The following is a 24,314-nucleotide window of genomic DNA, read 5'->3' as shown; positions in this document are numbered from 1 at the left end:
ACCGGCGGGGCGGCGCCGTCGGATCGGCAGTGTGGCCCCGGGCCCGCCGGTTCCGCCAGGGACCTTGGTCCCGATCCGGACAGGACCTTCCGGGCTGGGCGGGCCCGACCACGCGGCCTAGCGTGGACGGCCCCGCGACGCGGAGAGGCCCGACGGAGAGGATCCGATGCAGGAGCTGGCCCGCCGGGTACGCGAACTGATCGTCGCCTCCGACAGCTACCGCCGGACCATGGCGGCCGTGGTCGGCCTGAGCACCACCGAGGCCGCGGTGCTGGGTCACCTCCTGCACGACGGCCCGCAGTCGCCGTCGGTGGTGGCCGCCCGGGCCGGGCTCTCTCCGGCGGCAGCGACGTCGCTGCTCGACCGTCTCGAGCAGGCCGGCCTCGCTGCCCGCCGCGCCCACCCCAGTGACCGCCGCCGCCTGCTGGTCGAGCTCACCCCGCGTGGCCACGCAGCGATCGCCGCCATGTTCTCGATCTTCTCCGAGGACCTGGACCTCGCCCTCGAGCGCGCCGACCCCCGCCTGCTGGAGGACCCGGAGCTGCGGCGGGTCGTCACGGAGCTGATCAGCGGCATGGCCGCGGCCCTGCGGGCCCGGGCGGGCGACGGCGTCGGGGTCCGACGCGACGTCCGCGGGGCGATGGACGCCGGGAGTGCCGAACGACCGTGAGTTCCGGGCCCGCCTCCCCTGCCGGTCGACACCGACGCCCCGGTGTCCTGCCCGCGCGCCCGGCCTCGAGGGCGTCCGACCAGGGAGGGGTGTGGAGATGGACACCGTCGTGAGGACCGGGCGGGGCCGCCTGCGCGGCACGATCACGCCCTCCGGGGTGTGCGCCTTCCTCGGCGTCCCCTACGCGGCGCCGCCGGTGGGGCCGCGCCGCCTCCGGCCGCCCCGGCCCCCGCGGCCGTGGGACGGCGTCCGCGACGCCACCGCCCTCGGGCCCGAACCGCCCCAGCCGCAGTGGGATGCCGACCCGCAGGGGCTCCTGTTCGATCCCGCCGAGCCGGGGGACGACTGCCTCAACCTCAACGTCTGGACTCCCGACCCCGGCGCCCGCCTCCCGGTCCTGGTCTGGATCCCCGGCGGGGCCTTCCGCTTCTCGTCGGGCGGGAGCTACGACGGCAGCCGGTTCGCCCGCGACGGGGTCGTGTGCGTGACGATCAACTACCGGACCGGGGCCGACGGCTTCCTCTACCTGGGCCCGGGCGACGACGCGAACCTCGGGCTGCTCGACCAGGTGGCGGCCCTGACGTGGGTCCGCGACGAGATCGCGGCCTTCGGGGGCGACCCGGACCGCGTCACCGTCGCGGGCGAGTCGGCGGGCGCGATGTCGATCGGCGTCCTGCTCGCCGTGCCGCGCGCCGAAGGCCTGTTCCGGCGCGCGGTGCTGCAGAGCGGCGCGGCGCAGCACGTCGTGCCCGCCGCGGAGGCCGCGCGGATCGGCGCGCGGCTCGCCGACCTGCTCGGGGTGCCCGCCACCCGCCCGGCGATCGCCGAGGTGCCGGCCGAGCGCCTCCTCGAGGCCCAGGCGGTGATCGACGGCGAGGTGCTGAGCGCCCCCGACCCCGCGCGCTGGGGCAGCGAGGTGGTGGCCAGCACGATGCCCTTCCACCCCGTGGTGGACGGCGAGGTCGTCCCGGGCCCGCCCCTCGAGCTCGTCGCCGCCGGCGCCTCGGCCGGCGTCGACCTGCTCCTGGGCACGAACACCGACGACTGGCGGTTCGGGCCCGTGCTGGGCGGGTTCATCGACCAGGTGACCGACGACGCCCTCGCCGGCCCGGTCGCCTCGTGCGGTGCGTGGAGCACCGCGGCGTTCGGGCTCCCGGCGGACGTGGCGCTGCGGCACTACCGCGCGGGCCGGCCGGACATCTCCGCCGGCGACGTGCTCGCCGACCTGCTGACCGACTGGTGGGTCCGGGTGCCGGCCGTGCGCCTGGCCGACGCGCACGCCGCGGGGCCGGGCGCCACGTACGTCTACGAGTTCGCGTGGCCGTCGCCGGAGCTGGGGGGCCGGCTCGGCGCCTGCCACGCGCTCGAGATCCCCTTCGTGTTCGACACGCTCGACCTGGGCCGCGGCCCAGATGATGGGCGGCGCGCTCGGTCCCACGCCGCCCCAGGGCCTCGCCGACGCCGTGCACGGCGCCTGGATCGCCTTCGCCGCCGGCGGCGACCCCGGCTGGACCCGCTACGGGACCACCCGGCGGGCGGTCATGCGGTTCGGGGTCCCCTCGACCGTCGTGGACGACCCCTACGCGTCCGAGCGCGCCCTCTGGGCCGGCGTGCGCTGATCCCGGGGCAGGGGCCAGTGCCGGCCGATCAGGTAGAGCACCGTCCCGCCGACGGCGACGGGCAGGTCCACGACGCCGAGGAGCGTGAGCGCCCCGGCGGTGAGGTAGATCGGCCAGTCGGACGCCGGGAGGGCGTCCTGCACCGCGGCCATCGTGCGCACCCCGTCCTGCACCCACCGCGCCCCGGCCGGCTCGGGCGCCGGCTCGGGAGCGGCCGGCGGGGTCTCCGGGACCGGGTGGGCCGGGCCGCCGTCGTGGCCGCGCCGCCGCGGGCCGGTGGTCGTCGTGCTCATCGTCTCGCCCTCCTGCCGGTGTCCGTCCCGCGCACCCTGACGCGGGCGCTCCCGGCCCCCCAGAGCCGAAGGTCCCGGACGGACGGGGTCAGGCCGGCGCGCCGCGACGCAGCAGCTCGGCGGCCACGTCGTCGGGCACCTGGGCGAAGTCGTCGTACCACCCGCCGACCCCGAAGAAGGTCTCGGGCGTCTCCAGGCACACCAGCTCGTCGACCTCGCGGCCCAGCGTCGCTGCGGTGTCCGGCGCGCACACGGGTGCCGCCAGCACCACCCGCGCCGCCCCCCGGGCCCGCACGACGCGGCAGGCCGCGCGGGCGGTGGCGCCGGTCGCGACGCCGTCGTCGACGAGCAGGACGGTGCGGCCGATCAGCGGCAGGGGGCCGCGACCGGGACGGAAGCGGTGGGCACGCCGCTCGATCTCGGCCTGCGCCTCCCGGGCGGCCGCGGCGATCTCGGGCTCGCGCACCCGCGCCCAGCGCACGATCGACTCGTTGCGCACCAGGACCCCGCCCTCGCCCACCGCGCCCATCGCGAGCTCGGGCTGGAACGGCACCCCGAGCTTGCGCACGAGCACGACGTCGAGGGGCGCCCCGAGCTCGCGGGCCACCTCCGCGGCGACCGGGAACCCGCCGCGCGGCAACGCCAGGACCACGAGGTCCGGCCCGGCCAGGTGTCCGAGCCGGGCCGCGAGCTCGCGTCCGGCCGCGGCACGGTCAGCGAACCGCACGGGCCCTCCCCTCGCCCGGGTCCGGGGCCCCGGCGTTCTCGTCGACGATCGCCCCGACCCGGGTGAAGAGGTCCTGCCCGACCCGGGTGGAGCACCAGCCCGTGTGCTCCGACCCCTCGGCCGTGAGCAACCACGTGGCGTGCAGGAGGTCGGCGTCGGCGTCGTAGCGGCCGCACCAGGTCGTCACCGAGTGCTGGTTGCCGGCCTCGTTGCTCCAGACCACGACCCACCCGACGGCCGCGTGGGCGTCGGCGGGCGGCCGGGCGTCGAACCGGCCGGCGAGGCCGTAGCGGCCCGACGCCCGGCCGACCTGGGACTCGTAGCTGCCGGTGAGCAGGCCGTCCGCCGTCGCGATCAGCGTCATCGTCGCGCCCAGCTCGTTGCGCCAGACGCCGTCCGGTCGGCGGCGCCCGTCCGGCGCGGCGGCGGTCACGGCGCCGTCACCAGCGTCGCGGCGGGCACGGACAGGTGCTCGACGAACCAGGCCGCGGCGAGCTCGGCGGCCCGGGTGGCCGCGCCGTGCGGGGCGGGCTCCCCCTCGAGCTGCCCGGAGCCCATCACCACGCGCAACCGGCCCGCCGGCCCGAGCACCTCGTGCGCGGCGCGGTTGGTCTCGAGCGCGGGGTCGCGGTCGCCGACCACGAGCAGGACCGGGACGGTGACCCGCGGGAGCCAGCGCGTCACGAGGTCCGGGCGGGCGTCGCACCCCACCACCGTCGCGACGTCGTGCCGCCGGGCCGCCGCGGCGAGGGCGGCCGCCGCGGCCGGGCCCTCCGCGAGGAGCCCGACGCGCAGGTCGCGGCAGGCGGGGCGGCGCCGGATCTCGGCGAGGACGGCGCCGAGGCGCGCGGCCAGGGTCGGGACGTCGAACACCCGCTCGCGGACGATCTCCTCCCGCGGGGTCAGCAGGTCGACCAGGAGGGTGGCCAGGCCGGCCGCGCGCAGCGACCGCGCCGTCTCGCGGTGGCGCGCCTCGAACCGGCTGCTCCCGCTCGCCTGCGCCAGCACGACGAGCCCGTGGGCGTCGACCGGCACCGTGAGGTGCCCGCTCACGCGGAGTCGCCCGGCGTCGACCTCGACGGTCGTGGCCGGCTCCTCGTCGAGCGCTCGGGTGGCCCGCACCGGGGCGCCACGCGCCAGCGCGGCGACGACCTCGTCGTCGCCGACGGGCGGGTAGTCGCGGTAGCACTCGCCGATCGTGCGGAAGCCGCGCAGCAGCTCCACCACGAGCACGGCGTCCGCCACCTCCCGCAGGGCGGGGAGGGCCCCGATCGCGCAGGCCGGCATCGCGACCTCGACCCGCGCGGCGCCGCGGGCCCGGGCGATCCGGCAGGCGAGCACCGCGGTGCTGCCGGCGACGGCACCGTCGTCGACGATCAGGGCGGTCCGGCCGTCGAGCGGCTCGGGCGCGCGGACCGCCCGGTAGCGCCGCAGGCTCGCGTCGAGCAGGGCCCGCTCCCGCGCCTCGACCTCGGCGAGCTCGGTCGCGCTCGCGCCGGCCGCGCGGACGACGTCGTCGTCCAGGACGCGGGCGCCCTCCTCCCCGATGGCCCCCATCGCCACGCCGGGCTGGAAGGGCACGCCGAGGCGCCGGGTCACGACGACGTCGAGCGGGGCCCCGAGCGCCTGCGCGACGACGGCCGCCACGGGGACCCCGCTGCGGGGCACGGCCAGGACCACGAGGTCCCGGCCGGCCAGGTGCCGCAGGCGCGACGCGAGCCGGCGCCCGGCGTCGTCACGGTCGTCGAAGGTCATGGCGGTGCTCCTCGGGGACTCCTGGTGGCGCGCGCGGGGTCGGCGGCGAGGCCGACGGTCGGCCGTCGCCGCTGCCCGCTCCAGGTGCGACCGGCACCGGCGTCCGGGCCTTCCGGCCCGCCGGGAGGGTCGCTCGGGCCCTGGTCGCGCCGCGGACGGGCGCGGTCACTGAAGCCCAGGAGGTGCGGGATGAGCTTTCTCGGCGTGGCGGTCGTCCGGCAGTTCGAGCGCGGGGTGGTGTTCCGGTTCGGGAAACTGCACTCGACGCGCGAGCCGGGGTTGCGGTTGATGATCCCGATCGTCGACCGGATGCGGAAGGTGTCGCTGCGGACGGTGACGATGCCGATCCCGTCCCAGCAGGTGATCACCCGGGACAACGTCTCGATCGGGGTGGCCGCGGTCGCCTACTTCCGGCGGGTCGACCCCGTCGCCTGCATCGTGGCGATCGAGAACGTCCAGGCCGCGATCGGCCAGATCGCGCAGACGACGGTGCGCAACGTCGTCGGCCGGTCGGCCCTCGACGACGTCCTGTCCGACACCGAGACACTGAACGAGTCGATCAAGGAGATCCTCGACCGCGTCACCGAGCGCTGGGGCGTGCTGGTCGAGCTGGTGGAGCTCAAGGACATCGAGCTCCCGCAGGCCATGCAGCGGGCGATGGCCCGCGAGGCCGAGGCGGAGCGCGAGAAGCGCGGCAAGGTGATCGCCGCCGAGGGCGAGGCCCTCAGCGCCGGCAAGCTCGCCGAGGCCGCCGACGTGATCGCCTCGCACCCGATCGCCCTGCAGCTGCGCAACCTGCAGGTGCTCGGCGAGATCGCCATCGAGCGCAACTCCACGATCGTCTTCCCGGCGCAGTTCCTCGACAGCGTCCGCGACCTGGGGGCCTTCGTGGGGCGCGAGGCGACGACGGCGGCCGCGCCGGAGGCCGGCGACGGGCGGGGTCGTCAGGAGGCCCGGTCGACGGTCACCGACGGCGTGCCGGACGGCCACCCCGTCCCGGTGGGCTGACGGTCCCGCCCGGGCGGCCCGTCGGCACCCACCGGTGGGTACAGCCAGCGCAGCGCCGGTGGCGGCGAGAAGGGGCGCCAGTGGTCCCGCGGCTGGGCCAGCCGGTCCGCGACCGCCCACAGCACCGCGGGGTGCGTCCCGAGACCGAAGTGGCTGCCGACCACCGCGATCGACTCCGCCCGCTCGCCCGGCGGCTGGACACAGGCCCGCCACGACACGATCCCGTCCCACGACGAGAGGACCGACGTGCACGGGACCGGCAGCGGCGGCTGGTCGACCTCCGGCACCGGCATCTCGTCCGAGGGCACGTGCCGCCCGGACACCGCCCGGTAGAAGCCCATGGCCCGGGTCTGCGCGGGGTGGGTGAGACGGACCGGGCTGCCCAGCGTGATGACACACCGGGTGAAGCCCGGGGCACGGCGCGCGGCGTCGCGCGCGTAGAGGCCGCCGAGGCTCCACCCGACGATGCTCACGCGCCGGCCGTACCGCTCGTGCAGCTCGGCGAGCCGGGCGGGCACGCCGTCCACCACCTCCGCCGTCGGCCCGAGGTTGCGCCCCAGGTGCCAGCCGTGCGCGCGGTAGCCGCGGTGGCGCAGCACCCGGCGCAGCGTCCGCGTCGACGCGTCGCCGGCGCCGAGCCCGGGCAGCACGAGGACGGGGTGGCCGTCCCCCACCGGTGCCGCCCGCAGCAGCGACCGTCCGAGCGCCGTGACGCCCGACGCGCCGAGAGCGCGGCCCAGGTCGGTGGCGTAGAGCGGCCACGACGGGGCCGTCTCGTGCGGGAGGGGCGGCCGGAACGAGGGCTCGAGACCCGGACGCCACGCCGCCGGGCGCGCGTCGTCGCGTGCCGTCATGGACCACCTCCGTGGTGTGGCCCCCCGCGGGCGGATCGTAGGCAGGCCGGGTCACCCGGTCCAGCCGGACGGGGTCGTCGGTCCCTGCCCGTGCCGAGGGGCGCGCGCGACCGTGCCCGCATGGCCGACGCCCTCCCCGTGACCGCCGAGGACGGGCTCTGGTTGCGCATCGACCGGCCGACCAACGTGCTCGCGATCGTCTCGGTGATCTGGACCGCCACGCCGGTCGACCCCGACGCCCTGCGTCGCCTGCTCCTCGAGCGGGTCGTCGACCCCTACCCGGTCTTCCGCCGCCGTCCCGTCCTCGACGAGGGCTCCGGGTCAGCCACGTGGGAGGAGGACCCCGACTTCGACGTCGACCACCACCTGCTGGTCGGGCCCCTGCCGCCCGGCCGGCCCGAGACCGTGCTCCGGCAGGAGGTGGGCCGGCTGCGCAGCACCCCCGTCGACCTGACGCGGCCGCCGTGGTCGGTCCACCTGCTGCAGGGGTACGCGGACGGCAGCGCGATGGTCGTGCGGGCCCACCACGCCCTCGCCGACGGCGTGCGGATGACCCGGCTGCTGCTGGCCCTGCTCGACCCGTGCGACGGCCGGGCGGATGACGCGCGGCCGGTGGCGACGCACGGCGCCGACGACGTCCTGCCCGACCTGCTCGCCACGGTGCGCCACCCGTGGCGGGTGCTCGGCGCCGGGCTGCGGCTCGCGACCTCCGCACTCAACACCGCCGTCGACACGGTCGAGATCCTCGGGTGGGTCAACCCGCGGACGGCGTGGTCCGGGCCGCCCGGCGAGACGAAGACCGCGGCCTGGAGCGAGGCGATCCCGCTCGAGCTGCTCGCCCACCTCGCCCACGAGGACGGGGCGTCGGTGAACGACGTCTGCCTCGCGCTGCTCGGCGGGGCCGTCGCCCGCGCCCACGAGGACGAGCTGTCCGGCCCGACGCCGTCCGACCTCGCCTGGATGGTGCCGGTCAACCTCGACCCGATCGACGCGGGTCCGCCCGAGCGGCTGGGCAACCACTTCGCGCTCGTGCTGGTCGTGCTGCCCCTGCGCGGCCCGTTCCGGGCGCGCCTGGCCGAGGTCCACGCCCGCGTCGAGCGCATCCGTCACAGCTGGGAGCCCCTGCTCACCCACGGCCTGCAGCGGATCCTCGGCCGGGCACCCGGCCCGCTCGGCACGGCGGTCAGCGACGCCCTCGCCGGCAAGGCGATCGGGGTGATCACCAACGTGCCCGGCCCGCGCACCCCGATGGCGCTCGCCGGCGCCGAGGTCACCGGCCTCGTGGGCTGGGCACCGTGCAGCGCGGACCAGCTGCTGACCGCCTGCATCGTCAGCTACGCCGGCACGGTCCGCATCGGCTTCGGCACCGACCAGCGCCGCATGGGGGACGCCCGGCTGCTCGTGCACGCCCTGGACCAGGAGCTCGCCGCCGTCGTGCGGGAGCACCGGGCCGCGCACCCCGGCCACCTCCCCCGCCCCACCCCTCGAAGGAGGACGCCATGAGCCTGAACCTGGCCGTCGTGCTGCGCGAGTCCGCGCGGCGCCACCCCGACCGCGCCGCGGTCATCGCCGACGAGCACCGCCTGACCTGGGCCGAGCTCGACGGGGCCGCCGACCGGTTCGCGGTGGGCCTGCTCCGCCAGGGGCTCGGGCCCGGCGACACGGTGGCGCTGCAGCTGCCCAACGTGCCCCAGTTCGTGATCGCGTGGTTCGGCATCCTCAAGGCCGGGCTCGTCGCCGTGCCGATGAACGTGCTGTTCAAGGACCGGGAGGTCGCCTACGTCCTCGGGGACTCCCGGGCCCGGGCGCTGATCACCTGGCAGGGGTGCGTCGAGGCCGCGGCCAAGGGGGCCGCCGAGGCCGGCGTCGACCTGGTGTTCGTCCTCGGCGACGGGGACGCCGGACCGGGCCGGCCGTTCGAGGAGCTGCTCGGCGAGGCGCCGGACGACCTCGACGGCGTGATCGTCCCGCGCGACCCCGGCGACGTCGCGGCGGTGGTCTACACCGCGGGGACGACCGGACGGCCCAAGGGCGCCGAGCTCACCCACTTCCAGATGTTCATGAACGCCGACACCCCGGGGCGCCTGTTCGGCATCCGGTCCGACGACGTCGTGCTGGTGGCGCTGCCGCTGTTCCACGTGTTCGCGCTGTCCAGCCAGCTCAACCTGTGCACCCGCTTCGGGGCCACCATGACGCTGGTGCCCCGCTTCGAGGCCGGCCGGGCACTCGAGGTGATGGAGCGTGACCGGGTCACCGTGTTCGAGGGCGTCCCGACGATGTACATCGCGCTGCTGGAGCACCCGGACCGCGAGACCCGCGACCTGGGGTCGCTGCGCGTGGGCATCTCCGGGGGCGCCCACATCCCCGCCGAGGTGCTCGACGCCGTCGAGCAGGCGTTCGGGATCGTCGTGCTCGAGGGCTACGGGCTCTCCGAGACCGCCTCGACGACGACGTTCAACATCAGTGCCGAGGAACGGCGCGTGTACAGCGTCGGCAAACCCATCTACGGCGTGGACGTGGAGGTCCGCGATCCCGACGGGCGGCGGATGCCCCACGGGCCCGACCACATCGGGGAGCTGGTGGTGCGCGGGGTGAACGTCATGCGGGGCTACCGCGGCAACCCCGAGGCCACCGCCGCCGCGCTGGTCGACGGCTGGCTCCACACCGGCGACCGGGCCTACATCGACGCGGACGGCTTCGTCTTCGTCGTCGGCCGCACCTCCGAGCTCATCATCCGCGGCGGCTACAACATCCACCCCGGCGAGGTCGAGGACGTCCTGTACACCCACCCCGACGTCCGCGAGGCCGCGGTGATCGGGATCCCGGACCACCGGCTCGGCCAGGAGGTGCACGCGGTGGTGGCGCTGCACCCGGGGGCGACCGCGACCGAGCAGGAGCTGATCTCCTACGTCCGCGAGCGGGTCGCCGCGTACAAGTACCCCCGCTCGGTCGAGTTCCGGGACGAGCTGCCCGTCGGGGCGAGCGGCAAGATCCTCAAGCGGGCGCTGTGAGCGCCGTCCCGATGACGCCGCTCGACGCGGCGTTCCTGGAGCTCGAGGACGCCGAGCCCGAGGTCTCGATGGCGATCGCCTCGGTCGCCGTGTTCGCCGGCCCGCCGCCCGGGTTCGACGCCGTCGCCGAGCACCTGGCCGGCCGCGTCCCGCTCATCCGCCGCTACCGGCAGAAGGTGCGCCGGGTGCCCCTCGACCTGGGGCCGCCGGTCTGGGTCGACGACCCGGCGTTCGACCTGCGCCGGCACCTCGTGCACGTCGCGCTCCCGGCGCCCGGCGGCGACGCCGAGCTGGGCGACCTGGTGGCGCGGGTCATGGCCACCCGGCTCGACCGCGACCGGCCGCTCTGGCGCTACTGGGTCGTCGACGGCCTGGCCGAGGAGCGCTGGGCGCTCATCTCGCAGGTCCACCACTGCATGGTCGACGGCGTCTCGGGCACCGACCTGTACGGGATCGTCCTCGACCCCGGGCCCGACGGCCCCGGACCGGCGCTGCCCACGCCGGACCACTCCCCCGGGGTCGAGCCGTCGTCGGCCGCGCTCGTCGCACGGGCCGCCCGGGACCTGGTCGCCATGCCGGTCGGGATCGCGCGCGGTGTCGGCACGCTGCTGGCGCGGCCTCGGGAGGGCGGCCGGCGGGTCGCCGCGCTCGTGCGGGGCGGCGGCGCGCTGGTGGCCGGCCTGCGGCCCGGCGGGACGTCGTCGCTCACCGGGCCCCGCCACCGGCCGCGCCGCTACGCCGTGGTGCGCGGCCGTCTGGACGACGTCCGCGCGGTCCGCCGCCGGTACGGGGCCACCGTCAACGACGTCGTGCTCTCGGCCGTCACCGCCGGCTTCCGGGCCCTGCTCCTCGCCCGCGGCGAGGAGCCCGCGCCGGACCTCGTCCGCACGCTGGTGCCGGTGTCGGTGCGGGCGCCCGGCGACGGGCCGGACGGCAACCGCGTCTCGCTGCTGCTGCCGCGCCTGCCGGTCCACGTCGCCGACCCGGGCGAGCGGCTGGCGGCGACCGTGGCCGAGCTGACGGCGTGCAAGGCGTCGCACGAGGCCGAGGCGGGCGCCGTGCTGGCCGAGGCGGCGCGCCTCGAGCCCTACCCCCTCGTCGCGCGGACCGTGCGCTGGGCCTCCCGCACCGATCAGCGCGCCGTCGTCACGGTGGCGACCGACGTCCCGGGCCCGCGCCAGACCCTGTACTACGACGGCCGGGAGCTGCTCGAGCTCCTGCCGTACGTGCCGATCGGCAGCACGGCGCAGATCGGCATCTCGATCATGACCTATCGCGGCGCCCTGGCCCTCGGCCTCACCGCCGACGAGTCCGTCGACGACCTCGACGTGCTGCGCGAGGCGATCGCGGCCGAGCTGCCGGTGCTCGCGGGCACGGGTCCGGTCAGCGCTCCTCGGTCTTGACCTGGTTCGCCAGGACGGCGGCCTGCACCCGCCGCTGCATCCCCAGCTTGGCGAGCAGGGCCGAGACGTAGTTCTTCACGGTCTTCTCGGCGAGGAACATCCGCTGGCCGATCTCGCGATTGGTGAGGCCCTCGCCGATGTAGCCGAGGACCTCACGCTCCTTGGCCGTGAGCTCGGCGAGCGGGTCGGGCGTCTCGCTGCGGGTGCGCAGGCGGTTCATCAGCGCGCTGGCGGCGCGCCCGTCGAGCAGCGACCCGCCGGAACCGACCTCGCGGACGGCGTTGACGATGTCGTTGCCGCGCACGTCCTTGATCACGTAGCCGGCCGCACCGGCCAGCACGGCGTCGAACATCGCCTGCTCGTCGGTGAACGACGTCAGCATCAGGCACACCAGCTCCGGCATCCGCGAGCGCAGCTCGCGGCACAGCTCGATGCCGGTCCCGTCGGGCAGGCGGACGTCCAGCACGGCGACGCGGGGCCGCAGCGCCGGGATGCGCGCCAGGGCCTCGGCCACCGATCCGGCCCCACCGACGACCTCCAGGTCGTCCTCCGCGTCCAGCAGGGCCGCGACACCCTGCCGCACGACCTCGTGGTCATCCACCAGGAACACCGAGATCACGGCACACTCCACTTCCCACGGCTCGACGTGCTCAGGGGGACGGACCGGCAGCCGTGCCGGCCGCCCACGAGGTCCACGCCTCCAGCATCGCGTGCCGACGGTGCCGATCACAGGGTCGAAGGTCCCGGCGATCACGGGACGGACGGTGAGCCCTCGCCCCGGCCGTCGGGGACCACCCGCACGGGGCAGGGCGCGTGGAGCACGCAGCCCCAGCCGACCGAGCCGAGCAGGGCGGCGGAGACCGCGCCGCGGCCGCGGTGGCCCACGACCAGCTCGTCGGCCCCGCGCGCGGCCTCGACGAGCGTCTCGGCCGCCCGGCCCGGCCGGGCCTCCACCGTGATCTCCGGGCGGGCCAGCCCCTCGGCGCCCAGCTCGTAGGCGACGTCACCGACCAGGGCGCGGGCGCGCTCGAGCAGCGAGGACTCGATCTCGGCCCGGCTGGGCAGCGGCACCATGAACGCCGGGCCGAGGCGCCACTCGGGCGGCTCGTAGACCGACAGCACGAGCAGGCGGGCCCCCCGGAGGGCCGCCGAGCGCATGGCCGACGCGAGCGCGGCGCGCGCCGCCGCCGAGTCGTCGACCCCCACCACCACCGTCGGCCGGTCCCCCGTGTCCGTGGCCTGCTCCGTGGCCTGCGTCATCGTCTCCATGTCCGCTCCTCCTGTCGTCGCTCCGCCCGGGGGACGATCCCTGATCGACGCGCCCCCTCCCAGGGCCGAAGGGCACTGCTCGGGCCCGGTCGCGCGGCCGCCTCCCGTCGCCGCCCGGTCCCGGGGACGTTCGGCCCGGCACCGCGGGACCGAGGATCGGTGACCGGGGCCCGGGGGCGTGGACGACTGGCGGGGTGGACGTCTCCGACGCCGGGCGCGCAGGGATGACGGAGCCGGCCGTCCTCGGCACCGGCGGCCCGTCCCCACCCGACACCCGGGCCCCGGTGGTCGCGCTCGTCGGCTCCGCCGGGGGACTCGACGCGGTGGTCGAGGTCCTCGAGCCCCTCCCGCTCGCGTTCGCCGCCTCGGTCGTGGTCCTCCTGCACCAGGCGCCCACCGCGGAGGGCGTCCTCGCGCACGTCCTCGGCCGCCGCTGCCACCGTCCCGTCCGCGCCATCCGCAGCGGCGAGCTGCTCCGGCCCGGCCCGGTCCTGGTCGTCCCGCCCGGACGGCACGCCCTGGCCACCGCCGAAGGGACGATCGTCCTGGTCGCGTCGGGCGGACCGCCGCCGTACCGCCCCTCCGCCGACCTGCTGCTGACGACGCTGGCGGTCACCGCCGGGTCGCGGGTCGTCGCGGTCGTGCTGTCGGGGCGGGGCAACGACGGGGCCACCGGGGCGGTCGCGGTGCACGACCTCGGCGGCACGGTGCTCGCCACCGACCGCGCCTCCTCGGCCTACTTCGCGATGCCCGAGGCGGCGATCGGGCGCGACGACGCGGTCGACCTCGTCCTGCCCGTCACCCGGATCGCCGCCGTCCTGGTGGACCTCGTCGGGCCCGCGCCTGCGCGCGGTCGGGCCCGCTGAACCGCCGAGCGAGGCCGGGAGCAGGAGCGCCGAACGACCCGCACGATCGAGGACCGAGGACCCGGGCGCCGAACGGTCAGGGACGGCAGCCTCGATCGCCGCGGCGACCACGAGGGGGACCCATGCCGACACCGCGTCGACACCGGCTGCGTCGCGGACGTCGGCGGCGGTGACCGGCACCGCGCCCGCGACGGGGCTCGACGACCACGAGGCCGCCCGGCGCCTGCTGAGCGCGGGACCCAACGAGCTGCCGCGCCCGCCGCGGCGCTCGGTGCTGCGCCGGGTGGGCACGCAGCTCGGCGACCCGCTCGTGCTCGTCCTCATCGCCGTCGCGCTCATCACCGTCGCGATCGGGGACCTGCCCGACGCCGCGGTCGTCCTGCTGGTGATCGTCGGCAACACGGCCGTCGGCGTCGTGCAGGAGGTGCGCGCCGACCACGCCGTCGAGGCCCTCGACCGTCTCGGCGCGGCCCGGGCCCGGGTGCGGCGCGACGGCAGCGTGCGCACGGTGCCCGCGCGGGAGGTCGTGCCCGGCGACGTGCTCGTCGTGGCCGCCGGGGACGTGGTCGCGGCCGACGGCTCGGTGCTCGACGCCGAGTCGCTGCAGGTCGACGAGGCGGCGATCACGGGCGAGTCGCTGCCCGTGGAGGCCCACCGCCCGGGCACCGCGGTGCTCTCGGGCAGCGTCGTCACCCGCGGGCGGGGGGAGGTGCTCGTCGGGCGGACCGGCCCGTCCTCGGCGATGGGGCGGATCGCCGCTGGACTGGTCGTCACGCGCTCGCGCCGCACGCCGCTGCAGCGCCAGCTCGCCGTGCTCGGGCGGCGGCTGACCGTCGCCATCGTCGTCGTCTGCGCCGTCGTGTTCGTGCTGGGCCTGCTGCGCGGCGAGCCGCCCGTGCTCATGCTGGTCGCCGCGCTGAGCCTCGCGGTGGCGGCGGTGCCGGAGTCGCTGCCGGTGGTCGTCACCCTCGGGCTCGCCCTCGGCGCCCGGCGGATGGCGGCGCGCCACGCGGTCACGCGCAGCCTGCCCGCCGTCGAGACGCTCGGGGCGGTCACCCTGCTCGCCACCGACAAGACCGGGACCCTCACCGAGGGCCGGCTCCGGGTCGCCGAGACCTGGACCGCGGGCGGCGACCTCGACGAGCTCGCCCGCGCGGCGGTGCTGTGCAACGACGCGCCCGACGAGGCGCTAGGGGCCGTGCCGACGCCCGGCACCGATCCCCTCGAGGCGGCCCTGGTCGACTGGGCGCGAGGCCGGGTGGACGTCGCCGCCGTCCGGCGGGCCCATCCCCGCCTCGGCGCCCTCCCGTTCGACGCCGTCCGGCGGCGGATGACGACGTGGCACGAGGACGAGCACGGGGTCCTCGTCGTGGGCAAGGGCGCGCCCGAGGCCGTCCTGCCGCCGGGCGGCCTGTCCGGTCCCGCCGACCGGGCCCGGGCCTGGGCCGACGACGCCGCCTCGCGCGGGCTGCGGGTCCTCGTGCTCGTCACGGGCCGGCGGTCCGGGACGCCCGCGGGCGCGGTCGAGGACGGTCTGGACGTGGTCGGCGTCGTCGGCCTGCGCGACGCCCCCCGCCCCGCCGCGCGGGACGCCCTCGCGGGCTGCCGGCGCGCGGGGATCCGCACCGTGGTGCTGACCGGCGACCACCCCGGCACCGCCGCCGTGGTGGCCGAGCAGGTCGGGCTCGCGGGCCCGGACGGGCGCGCGCCGCGCGTCGGCGCCCCCGACGCCGACACCGCCGCGCTCCTCGACGCCGACGTCGTCGCGCGCTGCCGCCCCGAGCGCAAGCTCGAGCTGGTCACCGGCTGGCAGGAGCGCGGCGAGGTCGTGGCGATGAGCGGCGACGGGGTCAACGACGGTCCCGCGCTGAGGCGGGCCGACATCGGCGTCGCCATGGGCGGGCGCGGCACGGAGGTGGCCCGCCAGGCGGCCGACCTGGTGCTCGCGGACGACGACCTCGGCACCGTGGTGGCGGCCGTCGAGGAGGGGCGGCGCATCCACACCAACGTCCGCCGCTTCCTCGCCTACGGCCTGGCCGGCGGGCTGGCCGAGGTCCTCGTCATGCTCGCCGGGCCGCTCGTCGGCGTCGCGCTGCCGCTGCTGCCCGGCCAGATCCTCTGGATCAACCTGCTCACCCACGGCCTGCCCGGCGTGGCGTTCGGCACCGAGCCCGCGGAGCCGGACGCCATGGCCGCGCCGCCGCGGCGTCCCGGCGCGTCGGTGCTCGCCGGCGGGCTCTGGCTGGCCGTGCTGGTCGTCGGCGCGGTGGTCGCGGCGATGACCACGGCGGTCCTCCTGCTCGTCGGCGACCCCGACCCGCGCAGTGCCGCGTTCCTGGCGCTCGGGCTCGCGCAGCTCGGCGTCGCCCTCGGGCTGCGGTCGCACCGGCCGCGCGACGCGCGACCCCCGGGGCCGGACTGGCTGCTCGTCGCGGTGGGCGGCGCCGTCGCCGCCCAGGTGGCCGCCGTGACGCTCGGCCCGCTGGAGGAGCTGCTGCGGACCACCACCCCGTCCCCCGCCGGCTGGGCCGCGGCGGGGATCGGCGCCGTCGTCGCGGCCGTGACCGCCCGGCTCGTCGCCCGCCCGCGCGTCACCGCCCCGCTTCACCAGCGATCTACTACAGAGGTGTAGAACTCAGGGTCGACAGCATCGTTCGCCGGGAGGTCCACCGTCGTGCACCAGCTCAGCTGGCTCGAGGCCATCGTGATCGGCGCCCTGCAGGGTGTCGCCGAGCTCTTCCCCGTCTCCAGCCTGGGCCACAGCGTGCTCCTGCCGGCCGTGATCGGCGGCCAGTGGGCCACCGACCTCGACGTGTCCGCACCGGAGTCGCCCTACCTGGCGTTCGTGGTCGGGCTGCACGTGGCGACGGCGCTGGCCCTGATCGTCTTCTTCCGGCGGGACTGGGCGCGGATCGTCCGCGGCCTGGTCACCAGCGTGGTGCGGCGGGAGATCGTGACGCCCGACCAGCGGCTGGGCTGGCTGCTCGTCCTCGGCACGGTCCCGGTGGGCCTCGCCGGCCTGCTGCTCGAGCACGTGTTCCGGGTGTGGCTGTCCCGCCCGGTGCCGACCGCGGCCTTCCTCGTGCTCAACGGCCTCGTGCTGCTCGGGGTCGAGGCGTTGCGGCGGCGCCCGGTCGCGGACCGCGCCCCCCGGCACGCCGGCGTCGCGGCCGGCCGGTCCGGCGGTGCCGTCGACGCCCCGACGGTCGTGCTCGGGCCCGAGGAGACGCTCGACCGCTCCCCCGACGTCGCCTCCGACCGGCGCCTCGCGGGCATGCCGTGGCTGCGGGCGCTCGGCATCGGCGCGGCGCAGATCGCCGCGCTGTGCCCGGGCATCAGCCGCTCCGGCGTGACGATGTCGGCCGGCCTGCTGCGCGGGCTCTCGCACGAGGACGCCGCCCGGTTCTCGTTCCTGCTCTCCACCCCGGTGATCCTCGCCGCCGGCGTGCTCAAGCTCGGCGACCTCGCCGGCCCCCTCGGCGACGGGGTCCGGCCCCAGATCCTCGTCGGCAGCCTGCTGTCCTTCGCCGGGGCCTACCTGTCGGTGCGCTACCTGACCCGCTACTTCGAGCACCGGTCGCTGCGCCCCTTCGGCATCTACTGCATCGTCGTCGGCGTGGGCTGCCTGCTCTGGTTCACCCTCCGCTGACCTGGCCCTCGTCGTCGTCCGCCGGCGCCTGCTGCTGCGCGATCGGCGCGGGGCTGAACCGGCCCGTCCACGCCGCCCGCGAGCCCGACTCCCCGATCCGGTAGACGGCGAACACCGCGCCCGCCGCCACGATGACGGCGATGGCGCCGACGACGATCCCGACCACGAGCCCGCCCGGTTCGGAGGCCGACGCTGCCGGCCCGTCGGGGCGGGAGCGCAGGCGCCGGGCGGCGAGCCCGCGCCCGAGCACCACCAGCGCGAGGACCGCGAGCCCGACCGCCCACGGCAGCAGGTCGTCCCCGAGCTCGGCGTGCTCGTGGACGAGGGGCGAGGCCGGCACCCGGCGCTCGAGCCACTCCCCCGCCTCCGTGGTCAGCGGCACCGCCAGCAGGGTCAGGACGGCGAGGGCGGCGGTCGGCCCGGCGAGGCGCGGCCGGGCCGCCGGCCACGCGGCGACCACGACCAGCAGCAGGGCCGTGAGGGGCACGAGCACCACCACGGCGTGCACGAGCAGGACGTGGGCGGGCAGGCCGTTGATCACGGTCACGTCGGGGACTCCGAGGGTCGAGGACGGGGAGCGGACCACCCGCGACCGCGGCGCCGGTCCTGCGCGGGCACGTAGCCGCACCGCACGAGGGCCTGCTCCGGGACGCGTGCGGGGTCGAGCGGGGGCAACGGTCCGACCGCCCGGCGCAGCAGGTGGTCGGCCAGGTCGGGGTTGCGGGCCAGGACCGGCCCGTGCAGGTAGGTCGCGACGACGCCGGGGCCCTCGGCGGACGGGCTGCGGGCGCCGTCCACGGGGTGGTGCGGCCCGTTCCCCGGTCCGCGGACGATCCGGGCGAAGGGCGTCGCGCCGGGTCCGAGGGTGCTGGCGCCGCCGTGGTTCGCGAACCCGGTCACCACCCCGACGTCCGGCAGCGACGGGCGCCCGAGCACCTCGCCGAGTGCGCGCCGCGGCCCGGGAACGGTGTGCAGGTCGAGCACGTCCAGACCCGCGTACCGGGTCCCGTCCCGCTCGGTGACGGACGTCCCGAGCAGCTGCATCCCGGCGCAGACGGCGAGGGTGACCGCCCGCTCGGCGAGCGTCGTGCGCAGCGACGGGTGGCGGCGCAGCCAGTCCGCGGCGAGACGCTGCCCGGCGTCCTCGCCGCCGCCGACGAGGTAGAGCTCGCACCCGTCCGGGGGCGCGTCGGTGGCCGTCACCGTGCGGACCTCCACGCCGATCCCGCGCCAGCGCAGCCGCTGGGCCAGGACCTCGGCGTTGCCGCGGTCGGAGTAGGTGCCCAGCAGGTCGGGGAGCAGCACGGCGATGCCGACCGCCGTCCCGGAGCTCACTGCTCCCGCTCCCGCGCGAGGCGCCCGTGCAGGGCGAGGAAGGCGCTGTAGTTGGCGACCACGTCGACCGGCCCGGCGGGCAGCGCCCGGAGGGCCGCCAGCGGGTCGGGGGCGTGGTGGTGCGCGACGCCGGCGTAGCTCAGGCGCACGCCGAGGTCGGCCCCGCGCTCCCCGGCGACCGCGAGCTGACGCCCCGCGAGCGAGGTGAGGTCGAGGTCCCACAGCCAGGAGACGTCGGCGCCGTCGGCCTGCCGGGCGTTGACGACCATGAGGACCGCGGCGGCCGGGTCGAGGATCTCCTGGGTCTGCTGCCAGCCGGCCGGGTTCTTGACCAGCAGGAGCCGCAGGGTCCACGGGCCGACGCGCCGCCGCGCGTAGCGCCCGACGACCTCGTCGCCGACCGCGATCGCCGCGGCGGCCGGCGCGACCGGCGTGCCCGTCGCGGCGCTCGCGGCCAGCGCCATGAGCGCGTTGGCCCGGTTGGCCGCGCCGGGCAGGCCCGGCCGCAGTGCCAGCCCCTCGGCCGGGCCGGGCCCGTGGACGACGAGCGCGTCGCCGCCGACCTCCTCGGCCCACCACGTGACCTCCGGCCGGCGCAGACCGCAGCCCGGGCAGGCCCAGCACCCACCGTCGTCGACCAGCAGGGTCGCGCACCGTGGGCAGACGTGGCTGTCCCCGCGCCACCGGGCCCCGGCCCCGACCCACGTCGTGTGCGCCGAGCCGCCGGCGGCCCACGCGATCAGCGGGTCGTCGGCGTTGGCCACCACGGCCGTCCCGGGCCGCGCCGCCAGCGCCGCGCGGATCGCGGCGGCGGTGCGCCCCACCTCGCTGACCCGGTCGAGCTGGTCGCGGGTGAGGTTGAGCAGCACGATCACCGCAGGGTCCGTGGCCGCCGCGACCGCCGGGAGGTGCAGCTCGTCGACCTCGAGGACGGCCCGCGGCGCGGTCGGCGCGTCGATCAGGGCGGCGAGGGCGCCGTCGGCCATGTTGGCGCCGGTGCGGTTGTGGGCCACCGGCCCGGCGGTGGCCGTGGCCGCGGCGAGCATGTGCGTGGTCGTCGTCTTGCCGTTGGTGCCGGCCACGAGCGTGACGTGCCGGCCCGCGGCGAGCTCGCGCAGGGCGCCCGGCCACAGGGCGGACGCCACGCGGCCCGGGAGGACGGCGGCGCCGCCCACCCCCAGCCCGCGCGAGACCCGGGCCGCGCCGCGCCCCGCCCGGGCCGCCACGCGCGCGCCCCACGACGGCCTCGCGGCCCGGGTCCCCGGCGCGGCCGTGGCGTCGGAGCGCCGACCGCGCAGCATCGTCGCCATCACCGCTCCCCGCCGGTCCGGCCCGCCGCGCCGGGCGGTGCCACACTGGACCGCACGGCTACGACAGCCATGTCGTAGACACTACAGACGTGTAGTAGGCGGTGGTGTGGGTGACCTCGTCGCGACGTGCCGCGGGCGAGCTCGAACGCGAGGTGCTCGCGGTGCTCTGGCGCGAGGACCGGGCCCTGACGGTCGCGGAGGTGCAGGACGCCGTCGGGGGGTCGCTGGCCTACACCACGGTCATGACGATCCTGACCCGCCTGCAGGGCAAGGGCGCCGTCGAGCGGGAGCGCCGCGGGCGCGGGTTCGCCTACCGCGCGACGACCGACCGCTCCGGGCTCGCGGCCGAGCGCATGCGCCGGTTGCTGGACGGCGACGCCGACCGTCACGCGGTGCTGGCCCGGTTCGTCACGGCCCTGTCCGAGGAGGACGAGCGCGCCCTGCGGGAGCTGCTGGCCGCGGCGGGCGAGCGCGGGGACGGCGAGGGCTGAGGGGTGCACGTCGCGGTCTACCTGGCGCTGCTGGTGCCGGTGCTCGTCGTGGCGGCACCGCGGGTGCGGCCCGGCGCGGTGTTCGTCGCCGACCACCTCCGGCCCTCCACCGTCGCGCGGCTGCTCACGCTGCTCGGCGTCGGGCTCGCGACGTGCAGCACCCTCGCGCTCGTACTGCTGGTGACCGCCGGGCTCGCCGGCTGGGCGTCGGGGCCCGGGGACTCGTGGTCGATCAGTGACCTGCCCGCGGACGACTCGCTCGCGCCGGCGACGGCGCTCGTCGCCGGCGTCGTGGTGGTCGCCCTCGCGGTCCGTGTCGTCGCCGCGCTGGGGCGTCTGGTCGCGCAGTACCGGGCCGCGGCCGCCGCGGTCCCCGCCGGGGCGACCGCGGGCGAGCCGCTCCTGGTGACCGACGCGCACACCCCGGCGTGCGCGGTGCCGGTGCGGGGCGGGCACGTCCTGGTCTGCGCCCGGACGTGGGCGACGCTCGGTCCCGAGCGGCGGGCCGTCGTCCTGGCCCACGAGCGCGCGCACCTCCGCGGGCGCCACCACCTCCACCGCGGTGCGCTGGCGCTCGCCGTCGCGGCCAACCCGCTGGTCGCCCCGGTGGCCGCGGCCGCGGACTACGCGCTGGAGCGGTGGGCCGAGGAGGACGACCCGGCCGAGGTCCGCGACCGGCGCGCCACGGCCCGCACCGTCGGCGCGGTGGCCCTGGCCGCGGCGGGCAGGGCTGCGCGGCCCCCGGCACCGCCGGCCCTCGGCGTGATCGCCGGCCCGGTCCCCCGGCGGGTCGCCGCCCTCCTCGCGCCCGGGCCGCCGGCGCTCGGGACCGTGCGCGGCGCGGTCATCGGCGGGCTGCTCGTGGGGCTGGCCCTCGGGGCGGCGGCGCTCGTCGGGCACGCAGCCGTGGATCTCGACCACCTCCTGGCCCCCCTCCGCTAGAGGTCTCACGCCGGCCGGGTCAGGGGCGGCCGGCGCTCCCGCGGTCGGTGACCACGGGCAGGGACGCGAGGACGCGGCCGATGCCGTCCGCCCACGCGTCGATGCGGGCCCAGTCGCGGTAGTCCCCGGGCCCGCGGGTGACGACCCGCATCACCAGACGCCCCACGAGCCCCAGGTGCTCGTCGCGAACCACCCCGCTGACCGCCAGGTGGTCGCGGAACGACACCCGGTCGGCGAACTCGGCGACGAGGGACGGCGGTTGCAGCACCCGCGCGAGGCCGTCCCACGGTGTGCGCAGGGCCGCGGGCATCCCGACGCTGAACAGCCACAGCGGCCGGGCGGCCAGGGCCGGCGCCTGCTCCGCGACGAAGGCACGCGCCTCGGGCAGCCAGCGCTGGTCGTGGACCGCACTGCCGATCACGAAGGCGTCGAAGGAGCCGAGATCGGTGGCGTGGGCGAGCTCCTGCACCGCGGTGGCGAGACCCCAGCGCTCGAGGCGCTCGCCCAGGTGCTCGGCGATCTCGCGGGTCGAGCCGTGCGCGGAGGCGTAACCGACGAGCACCCTCACGGCGCGGCCCCCACGGCGTGGCGGGCGAGCGCCCGGCGCACCCGCTCGAGGCGGGCGCCGGCCTCGTCGGCAATCGGGCCCAGGCCGGCGAGGCCCGTGACCTGCACCATCGTCTGCGGGTCCAGCAGCTCGACGACGCTCGCAGGACCGTCGGCCCGCACCGTGACGGTGCAGGGCAGCAGGAGACCCACCGAGCGGTCCACCTCGAGCGCCCGGTGCGCGAGCTGGGGGTTGCAGGCGCCGAGGATGACGTAGTCCTCGAACTCGACGCCCAGCTTCGCGGACATCGTCGCCCGCACGTCGATCTCGGTGAGCACCCCGAAGCCCTCGGCGGCGAGCGCCTCGCGCACCCGCGCGACCGCCTCCGCGTAGGGCAGGTCGAGCCGGACCTCCATCGTCGCTCCCCTCGTCGGCCCCGCCGACCGTGATCCGATCTCTGTCGCCGGGCCAGGGACCTCGGTCCCTGGTGTCGGGGTCGAGTGGCGCGCCCGCGACCACCGGACCCTGGTGCGACGGGCCCTTCGGCCCTGGGTCGCCGCGGGGCCGCACCGTTGGGATCGCGCCGAGCGGCCCGAGGAGGACCCATGCGCACCCGCACCACCGCCGGTGTCGTCACCGCCGCCGCCCTCGCCGCGGCCCTCGCGGTCGCGGGCTGCTCCGGCCCGCCGAGCGGCGGCACCGCGCCGCCCCCGACGGGCGTCGTGACCGCCCCGGACCACGACGCCGCCGACGTCGCGTTCGTGCGCGGCATGATCCCCCACCACGTGCAGGCGGTCGCGATGTCCCGGCAGGCGCAGGTGCGGGCCGCGTCCCCGCAGGTCCGGGACCTGGCCGCGCGGATCGACCACGCGCAGACCGCGGAGATCGGGCTGTTGGAGGGCATGCTCGACGCGTGGGGGCTCCCGCGACCGTGGGTGCCCGGTCCGGTGCGCGACCGCGGACCCGGACCCGGACCTGGACCTGGACCTGGACCGGGGATGCCGGGCGCGCGGGGCGGCCCCGCCCCGGCGTCCGGCCTCGGCGGCTACGACGGCATGTTCCTGCGGATGATGATCGAGCACCACGAGGGCGCGGTCGCGATGGCCCGGGACGAGCTCGTCCGGGGTACGAACGCGGACGCGAAGCGCCTCGCCGCCGCGATCGAGGTCACGCAGCAGCAGGAGATCCGCGAGATGCAGGGGCTGCTCGGCACGGCCTGAGCCGGAGGCGCCCGTCCCCTGGCTAGGTGGTCTCGGGCGCGGCGGCGGTCCGCGTCGGGGTACGGAGGGCCACGCGGGTCCGCAGCGCGGCGGTCACGGCGTCGAGGACGGCGGCGATGTCGTTGTCGTGGGCCGCGGCGGCACCCTCGGCGATGCGGTCCACCCCGCCGGTGAGCAGGTCGAGGACGGGGCCGATACGGTCCTCCACCCCGGGGGCGAGGGTCACCACCAGGCTGCGGCGGTCGTCGGGGTGGGGCGTGCGCAGGGCCAGCCCCGCCCGCTCGAGCTGGTCGATCGTGGTGGTCAGCGTGGTCGGCGTCAGGCCCAGCCCGCGCGCGAGGGCGCCGGGCGTGCGCGGGCCACGGAGGACCAGCTCCTCGACGGCCATCACCCCGCTGACGCTGATCTCGAGGCTCCGCGCCGCCGCGGCGCGGTACCCCGTGGTCGCGGCGACGACGTCCCGCAGCCGCCGGGCGAGGGTCAGCGTGCGTCGGGCGAGTCGCTGCTCCTCGGTGACGTCGGTGCAGGTGAGCATCACGCGACCGTGGTCGACCCGCACCGCACGGAGCTCGACCTGGCCGCGGTCGGGGCCCCCGGCCTGCACGACGATCCGGCGGTCCGGGTGCAGCGGACCCGTCCGCGCCGGCTCGTCGGTGATCAGACCGAGCAGCTCCGGGCACAGCCGCCCGAGTGGCCGGTACAGCTCGGAGAGATCTTCTTCCGCGGTCAGCGCGGGTGTCAGCATTCGTGCCGCGGCCGGGTTGATCCGCACGACCCGGCCGACGTCGTCGATCTCGACGAGACCGACCGGGCACCGGTAGAAGAACAGGAGGAGGTCCTCCAGCTCGTCGTCGCGCGATCCTGTTCCCGGGGGCGTCGCGGTCATCGCGACCGGATGGCCAGGTACTGACGCTCGGAGCCGGCGGCCGCCAGCAGCCGCAGCCGCACCGGTGTCGGGCGCACGCGGAAGGTGAAGACGTAGTCCAGTTCCTCGTCGAGCGCGTCCTCCTCGTGGTACCGCTCGGCCACGAGGTAGTTGTTCACGCAGGGCGCGACCTCGATGAAGAGATCTCGGCCCACCACCTTGTCGCGCCGGATGCCCGCACGCTCGGACTCGAACCTGTTGTACCCGACGACGACACCCTGGCGATCCGTGACGATGAGCCCGAACCGGAGCTCGTCGAAATGCTCCGCGGCGGCGACCTCGAGCATGTCCAGCAACGATTTCTCCGAGAATTCCGGCGGCTCACCGAGCGGCCAGGGTCGGGTGGTGGTACCGACGTGCGTCATCGTCGTCACGGTAGCCGGGCCGGCCCGGGCCGACGGTCGACCGCCCGGAGCAATC

Annotated in this window: 26 protein-coding genes and 1 pseudogene; 13 read left to right on the top strand and 14 right to left on the bottom strand. The window is 77.1% G+C overall.

The window, feature by feature from the left end; translation table 11 throughout:
- Positions 1 to 166 precede the first annotated feature (166 nt).
- The 3 genes and pseudogenes from ABD994_RS13780 to ABD994_RS13770 all read left to right on the top strand — a co-directional run bounded on the left by ABD994_RS13780 (position 167) and on the right by ABD994_RS13770 (position 2,289).
- Positions 167 to 670, top strand: a complete 504-nt coding sequence (locus tag ABD994_RS13780) for a MarR family transcriptional regulator (RefSeq protein WP_345415294.1) — start codon at positions 167 to 169, stop codon at positions 668 to 670.
- 97 nt (positions 671 to 767) lie between these two features.
- Positions 768 to 2,000 (top strand): annotated as a pseudogene (locus ABD994_RS13775) (carboxylesterase/lipase family protein); the annotation flags it as partial.
- Positions 2,001 to 2,082: 82 nt separating this feature from the next.
- Positions 2,083 to 2,289, top strand: a complete 207-nt coding sequence (locus ABD994_RS13770) for a hypothetical protein (RefSeq protein WP_345415291.1) — start codon at positions 2,083 to 2,085, stop codon at positions 2,287 to 2,289.
- Here the strand turns inward: ABD994_RS13770 and ABD994_RS13765 are convergent.
- The 4 genes from ABD994_RS13765 to ABD994_RS13750 form a co-directional block, all read right to left on the bottom strand.
- Positions 2,250 to 2,582: a hypothetical protein gene (locus tag ABD994_RS13765; protein ID WP_345415288.1), complete on the bottom strand. Its 333-nt coding sequence runs from the start codon at positions 2,580 to 2,582 to the stop codon at positions 2,250 to 2,252. The genes ABD994_RS13770 and ABD994_RS13765 overlap by 40 nt on opposite strands.
- A gap of 88 nt (positions 2,583 to 2,670) precedes the next feature.
- The gene (locus tag ABD994_RS13760) at positions 2,671 to 3,309 is read right to left on the bottom strand and encodes a phosphoribosyltransferase (RefSeq protein WP_345415285.1); all 639 of its coding nucleotides are present in this window, start codon (positions 3,307 to 3,309) and stop codon (positions 2,671 to 2,673) included.
- Positions 3,296 to 3,742, bottom strand: a complete 447-nt coding sequence (locus ABD994_RS13755; protein ID WP_345415282.1) for an avidin/streptavidin family protein — start codon at positions 3,740 to 3,742, stop codon at positions 3,296 to 3,298. Before ABD994_RS13755 ends, ABD994_RS13760 begins: the two co-directional genes overlap by 14 nt.
- The gene (locus tag ABD994_RS13750; RefSeq protein ID WP_345415279.1) at positions 3,739 to 5,064 is read right to left on the bottom strand and encodes a phosphoribosyltransferase family protein; all 1,326 of its coding nucleotides are present in this window, start codon (positions 5,062 to 5,064) and stop codon (positions 3,739 to 3,741) included. The genes ABD994_RS13755 and ABD994_RS13750 overlap by 4 nt, the downstream gene beginning before the upstream one ends.
- A gap of 189 nt (positions 5,065 to 5,253) precedes the next feature.
- Here ABD994_RS13750 and ABD994_RS13745 point away from each other — a divergent pair, with 189 nt between their 5' ends.
- Positions 5,254 to 6,072 (top strand): slipin family protein, encoded by an 819-nt coding sequence (locus ABD994_RS13745; RefSeq protein WP_345415275.1) that lies wholly within the window; start codon positions 5,254 to 5,256, stop codon positions 6,070 to 6,072.
- Here the strand turns inward: ABD994_RS13745 and ABD994_RS13740 are convergent.
- The gene (locus tag ABD994_RS13740; RefSeq protein WP_345415272.1) at positions 6,009 to 6,926 is read right to left on the bottom strand and encodes an esterase/lipase family protein; all 918 of its coding nucleotides are present in this window, start codon (positions 6,924 to 6,926) and stop codon (positions 6,009 to 6,011) included. The two genes, ABD994_RS13745 and ABD994_RS13740, sit on opposite strands and share 64 nt — an antisense overlap.
- Positions 6,927 to 7,046: 120 nt before the next feature.
- Between ABD994_RS13740 and ABD994_RS13735 the strand changes: the two genes are divergently transcribed.
- Genes ABD994_RS13735 through ABD994_RS13725 form a run of 3 tightly spaced genes read left to right on the top strand, consistent with a single transcriptional unit; the run spans position 7,047 to position 11,340 of the window.
- Positions 7,047 to 8,429, top strand: coding sequence for a WS/DGAT domain-containing protein (locus ABD994_RS13735; RefSeq protein ID WP_345415269.1), 1,383 nt, complete (start codon positions 7,047 to 7,049; stop codon positions 8,427 to 8,429).
- Positions 8,426 to 9,937 carry a long-chain-fatty-acid--CoA ligase gene (locus ABD994_RS13730; protein ID WP_345415267.1) on the top strand — a complete coding sequence of 504 codons (1,512 nt, stop codon included), beginning with the start codon at positions 8,426 to 8,428 and terminating at the stop codon, positions 9,935 to 9,937. The genes ABD994_RS13735 and ABD994_RS13730 overlap by 4 nt, the downstream gene beginning before the upstream one ends.
- A complete protein-coding gene (locus ABD994_RS13725) occupies positions 9,934 to 11,340 on the top strand; it encodes a wax ester/triacylglycerol synthase family O-acyltransferase (protein ID WP_345415265.1) in 1,407 nt (468 codons plus the stop codon). Before ABD994_RS13730 ends, ABD994_RS13725 begins: the two co-directional genes overlap by 4 nt.
- Here ABD994_RS13725 and ABD994_RS13720 read toward each other — a convergent pair.
- Both ABD994_RS13720 and ABD994_RS13715 read right to left on the bottom strand, forming a co-directional pair.
- Positions 11,321 to 11,959: a response regulator transcription factor gene (locus tag ABD994_RS13720; RefSeq protein ID WP_345415262.1), complete on the bottom strand. Its 639-nt coding sequence runs from the start codon at positions 11,957 to 11,959 to the stop codon at positions 11,321 to 11,323. The genes ABD994_RS13725 and ABD994_RS13720 overlap by 20 nt on opposite strands.
- Before the next feature lie 131 nt (positions 11,960 to 12,090).
- Positions 12,091 to 12,609, bottom strand: a complete 519-nt coding sequence (locus tag ABD994_RS13715) for a universal stress protein (protein ID WP_345415259.1) — start codon at positions 12,607 to 12,609, stop codon at positions 12,091 to 12,093.
- Positions 12,610 to 12,833: 224 nt separating this feature from the next.
- On the opposite strand from ABD994_RS13715, the gene ABD994_RS13710 reads away from it, so the two are divergent.
- The 3 genes from ABD994_RS13710 (at position 12,834) to ABD994_RS13700 (ending at position 17,124) form a co-directional block, all read left to right on the top strand.
- Positions 12,834 to 13,475 carry a chemotaxis protein CheB gene (locus tag ABD994_RS13710; RefSeq protein WP_345415256.1) on the top strand — a complete coding sequence of 214 codons (642 nt, stop codon included), beginning with the start codon at positions 12,834 to 12,836 and terminating at the stop codon, positions 13,473 to 13,475.
- 169 nt (positions 13,476 to 13,644) lie between these two features.
- Positions 13,645 to 16,107, top strand: a complete 2,463-nt coding sequence (locus ABD994_RS13705; RefSeq protein ID WP_345415251.1) for a cation-translocating P-type ATPase — start codon at positions 13,645 to 13,647, stop codon at positions 16,105 to 16,107.
- 42 nt (positions 16,108 to 16,149) lie between these two features.
- Positions 16,150 to 17,124, top strand: coding sequence for an undecaprenyl-diphosphate phosphatase (locus ABD994_RS13700; RefSeq protein WP_345415248.1), 975 nt, complete (start codon positions 16,150 to 16,152; stop codon positions 17,122 to 17,124).
- On the opposite strand, the gene ABD994_RS13695 is transcribed toward ABD994_RS13700, so the two are convergent.
- Genes ABD994_RS13695 through ABD994_RS13685 form a run of 3 tightly spaced genes read right to left on the bottom strand, consistent with a single transcriptional unit; the run spans position 17,111 to position 19,769 of the window.
- Positions 17,111 to 17,671: a DUF2231 domain-containing protein gene (locus tag ABD994_RS13695; protein ID WP_345415245.1), complete on the bottom strand. Its 561-nt coding sequence runs from the start codon at positions 17,669 to 17,671 to the stop codon at positions 17,111 to 17,113. The two genes, ABD994_RS13700 and ABD994_RS13695, sit on opposite strands and share 14 nt — an antisense overlap.
- On the bottom strand, positions 17,668 to 18,459 hold the full coding sequence (locus ABD994_RS13690; protein WP_345415242.1) for a type 1 glutamine amidotransferase: 792 nt from the start codon (positions 18,457 to 18,459) through the stop codon (positions 17,668 to 17,670). Before ABD994_RS13690 ends, ABD994_RS13695 begins: the two co-directional genes overlap by 4 nt.
- Positions 18,456 to 19,769, bottom strand: coding sequence for a Mur ligase family protein (locus tag ABD994_RS13685; protein ID WP_345415239.1), 1,314 nt, complete (start codon positions 19,767 to 19,769; stop codon positions 18,456 to 18,458). Before ABD994_RS13685 ends, ABD994_RS13690 begins: the two co-directional genes overlap by 4 nt.
- A 110-nt stretch (positions 19,770 to 19,879) precedes the next feature.
- On the opposite strand from ABD994_RS13685, the gene ABD994_RS13680 reads away from it, so the two are divergent.
- Together ABD994_RS13680 and ABD994_RS13675 are read left to right on the top strand one after the other, a co-directional pair.
- Positions 19,880 to 20,260: a BlaI/MecI/CopY family transcriptional regulator gene (locus tag ABD994_RS13680; RefSeq protein WP_345415236.1), complete on the top strand. Its 381-nt coding sequence runs from the start codon at positions 19,880 to 19,882 to the stop codon at positions 20,258 to 20,260.
- A gap of 3 nt (positions 20,261 to 20,263) precedes the next feature.
- On the top strand, positions 20,264 to 21,202 hold the full coding sequence (locus tag ABD994_RS13675; protein ID WP_345415233.1) for a M48 family metalloprotease: 939 nt from the start codon (positions 20,264 to 20,266) through the stop codon (positions 21,200 to 21,202).
- A 19-nt stretch (positions 21,203 to 21,221) separates the two neighbouring features.
- On the opposite strand, the gene ABD994_RS13670 is transcribed toward ABD994_RS13675, so the two are convergent.
- Complete coding sequence (locus ABD994_RS13670) at positions 21,222 to 21,770, bottom strand: flavodoxin domain-containing protein (RefSeq protein WP_345415230.1); 549 nt, start codon at positions 21,768 to 21,770, stop codon at positions 21,222 to 21,224.
- On the bottom strand, positions 21,767 to 22,165 hold the full coding sequence (locus tag ABD994_RS13665; RefSeq protein ID WP_345415227.1) for a DUF302 domain-containing protein: 399 nt from the start codon (positions 22,163 to 22,165) through the stop codon (positions 21,767 to 21,769). The genes ABD994_RS13670 and ABD994_RS13665 overlap by 4 nt, the downstream gene beginning before the upstream one ends.
- 189 nt (positions 22,166 to 22,354) lie before the next feature.
- Between ABD994_RS13665 and ABD994_RS13660 the strand changes: the two genes are divergently transcribed.
- Positions 22,355 to 22,969 (top strand): DUF305 domain-containing protein, encoded by a 615-nt coding sequence (locus tag ABD994_RS13660; RefSeq protein WP_345415224.1) that lies wholly within the window; start codon positions 22,355 to 22,357, stop codon positions 22,967 to 22,969.
- Positions 22,970 to 22,991: 22 nt separating this feature from the next.
- Here ABD994_RS13660 and ABD994_RS13655 read toward each other — a convergent pair whose 3' ends face one another.
- Both ABD994_RS13655 and ABD994_RS13650 read right to left on the bottom strand, forming a co-directional pair.
- A complete protein-coding gene (locus tag ABD994_RS13655; RefSeq protein WP_345415218.1) occupies positions 22,992 to 23,855 on the bottom strand; it encodes a MarR family transcriptional regulator in 864 nt (287 codons plus the stop codon).
- A complete protein-coding gene (locus ABD994_RS13650; protein ID WP_345415215.1) occupies positions 23,852 to 24,259 on the bottom strand; it encodes a hypothetical protein in 408 nt (135 codons plus the stop codon). Before ABD994_RS13650 ends, ABD994_RS13655 begins: the two co-directional genes overlap by 4 nt.
- Positions 24,260 to 24,314 lie beyond the last annotated feature (55 nt).

The sequence above is a fragment of the Actinomycetospora chlora genome (genome assembly GCF_039542135.1).
In the GTDB taxonomy this organism is placed as follows: Bacteria; Actinomycetota; Actinomycetes; order Mycobacteriales; family Pseudonocardiaceae; genus Actinomycetospora; species Actinomycetospora chlora.
Note: the sequence above shows the minus strand (reverse complement) of the source record. Positions and strands in the feature narration are given on the sequence as shown.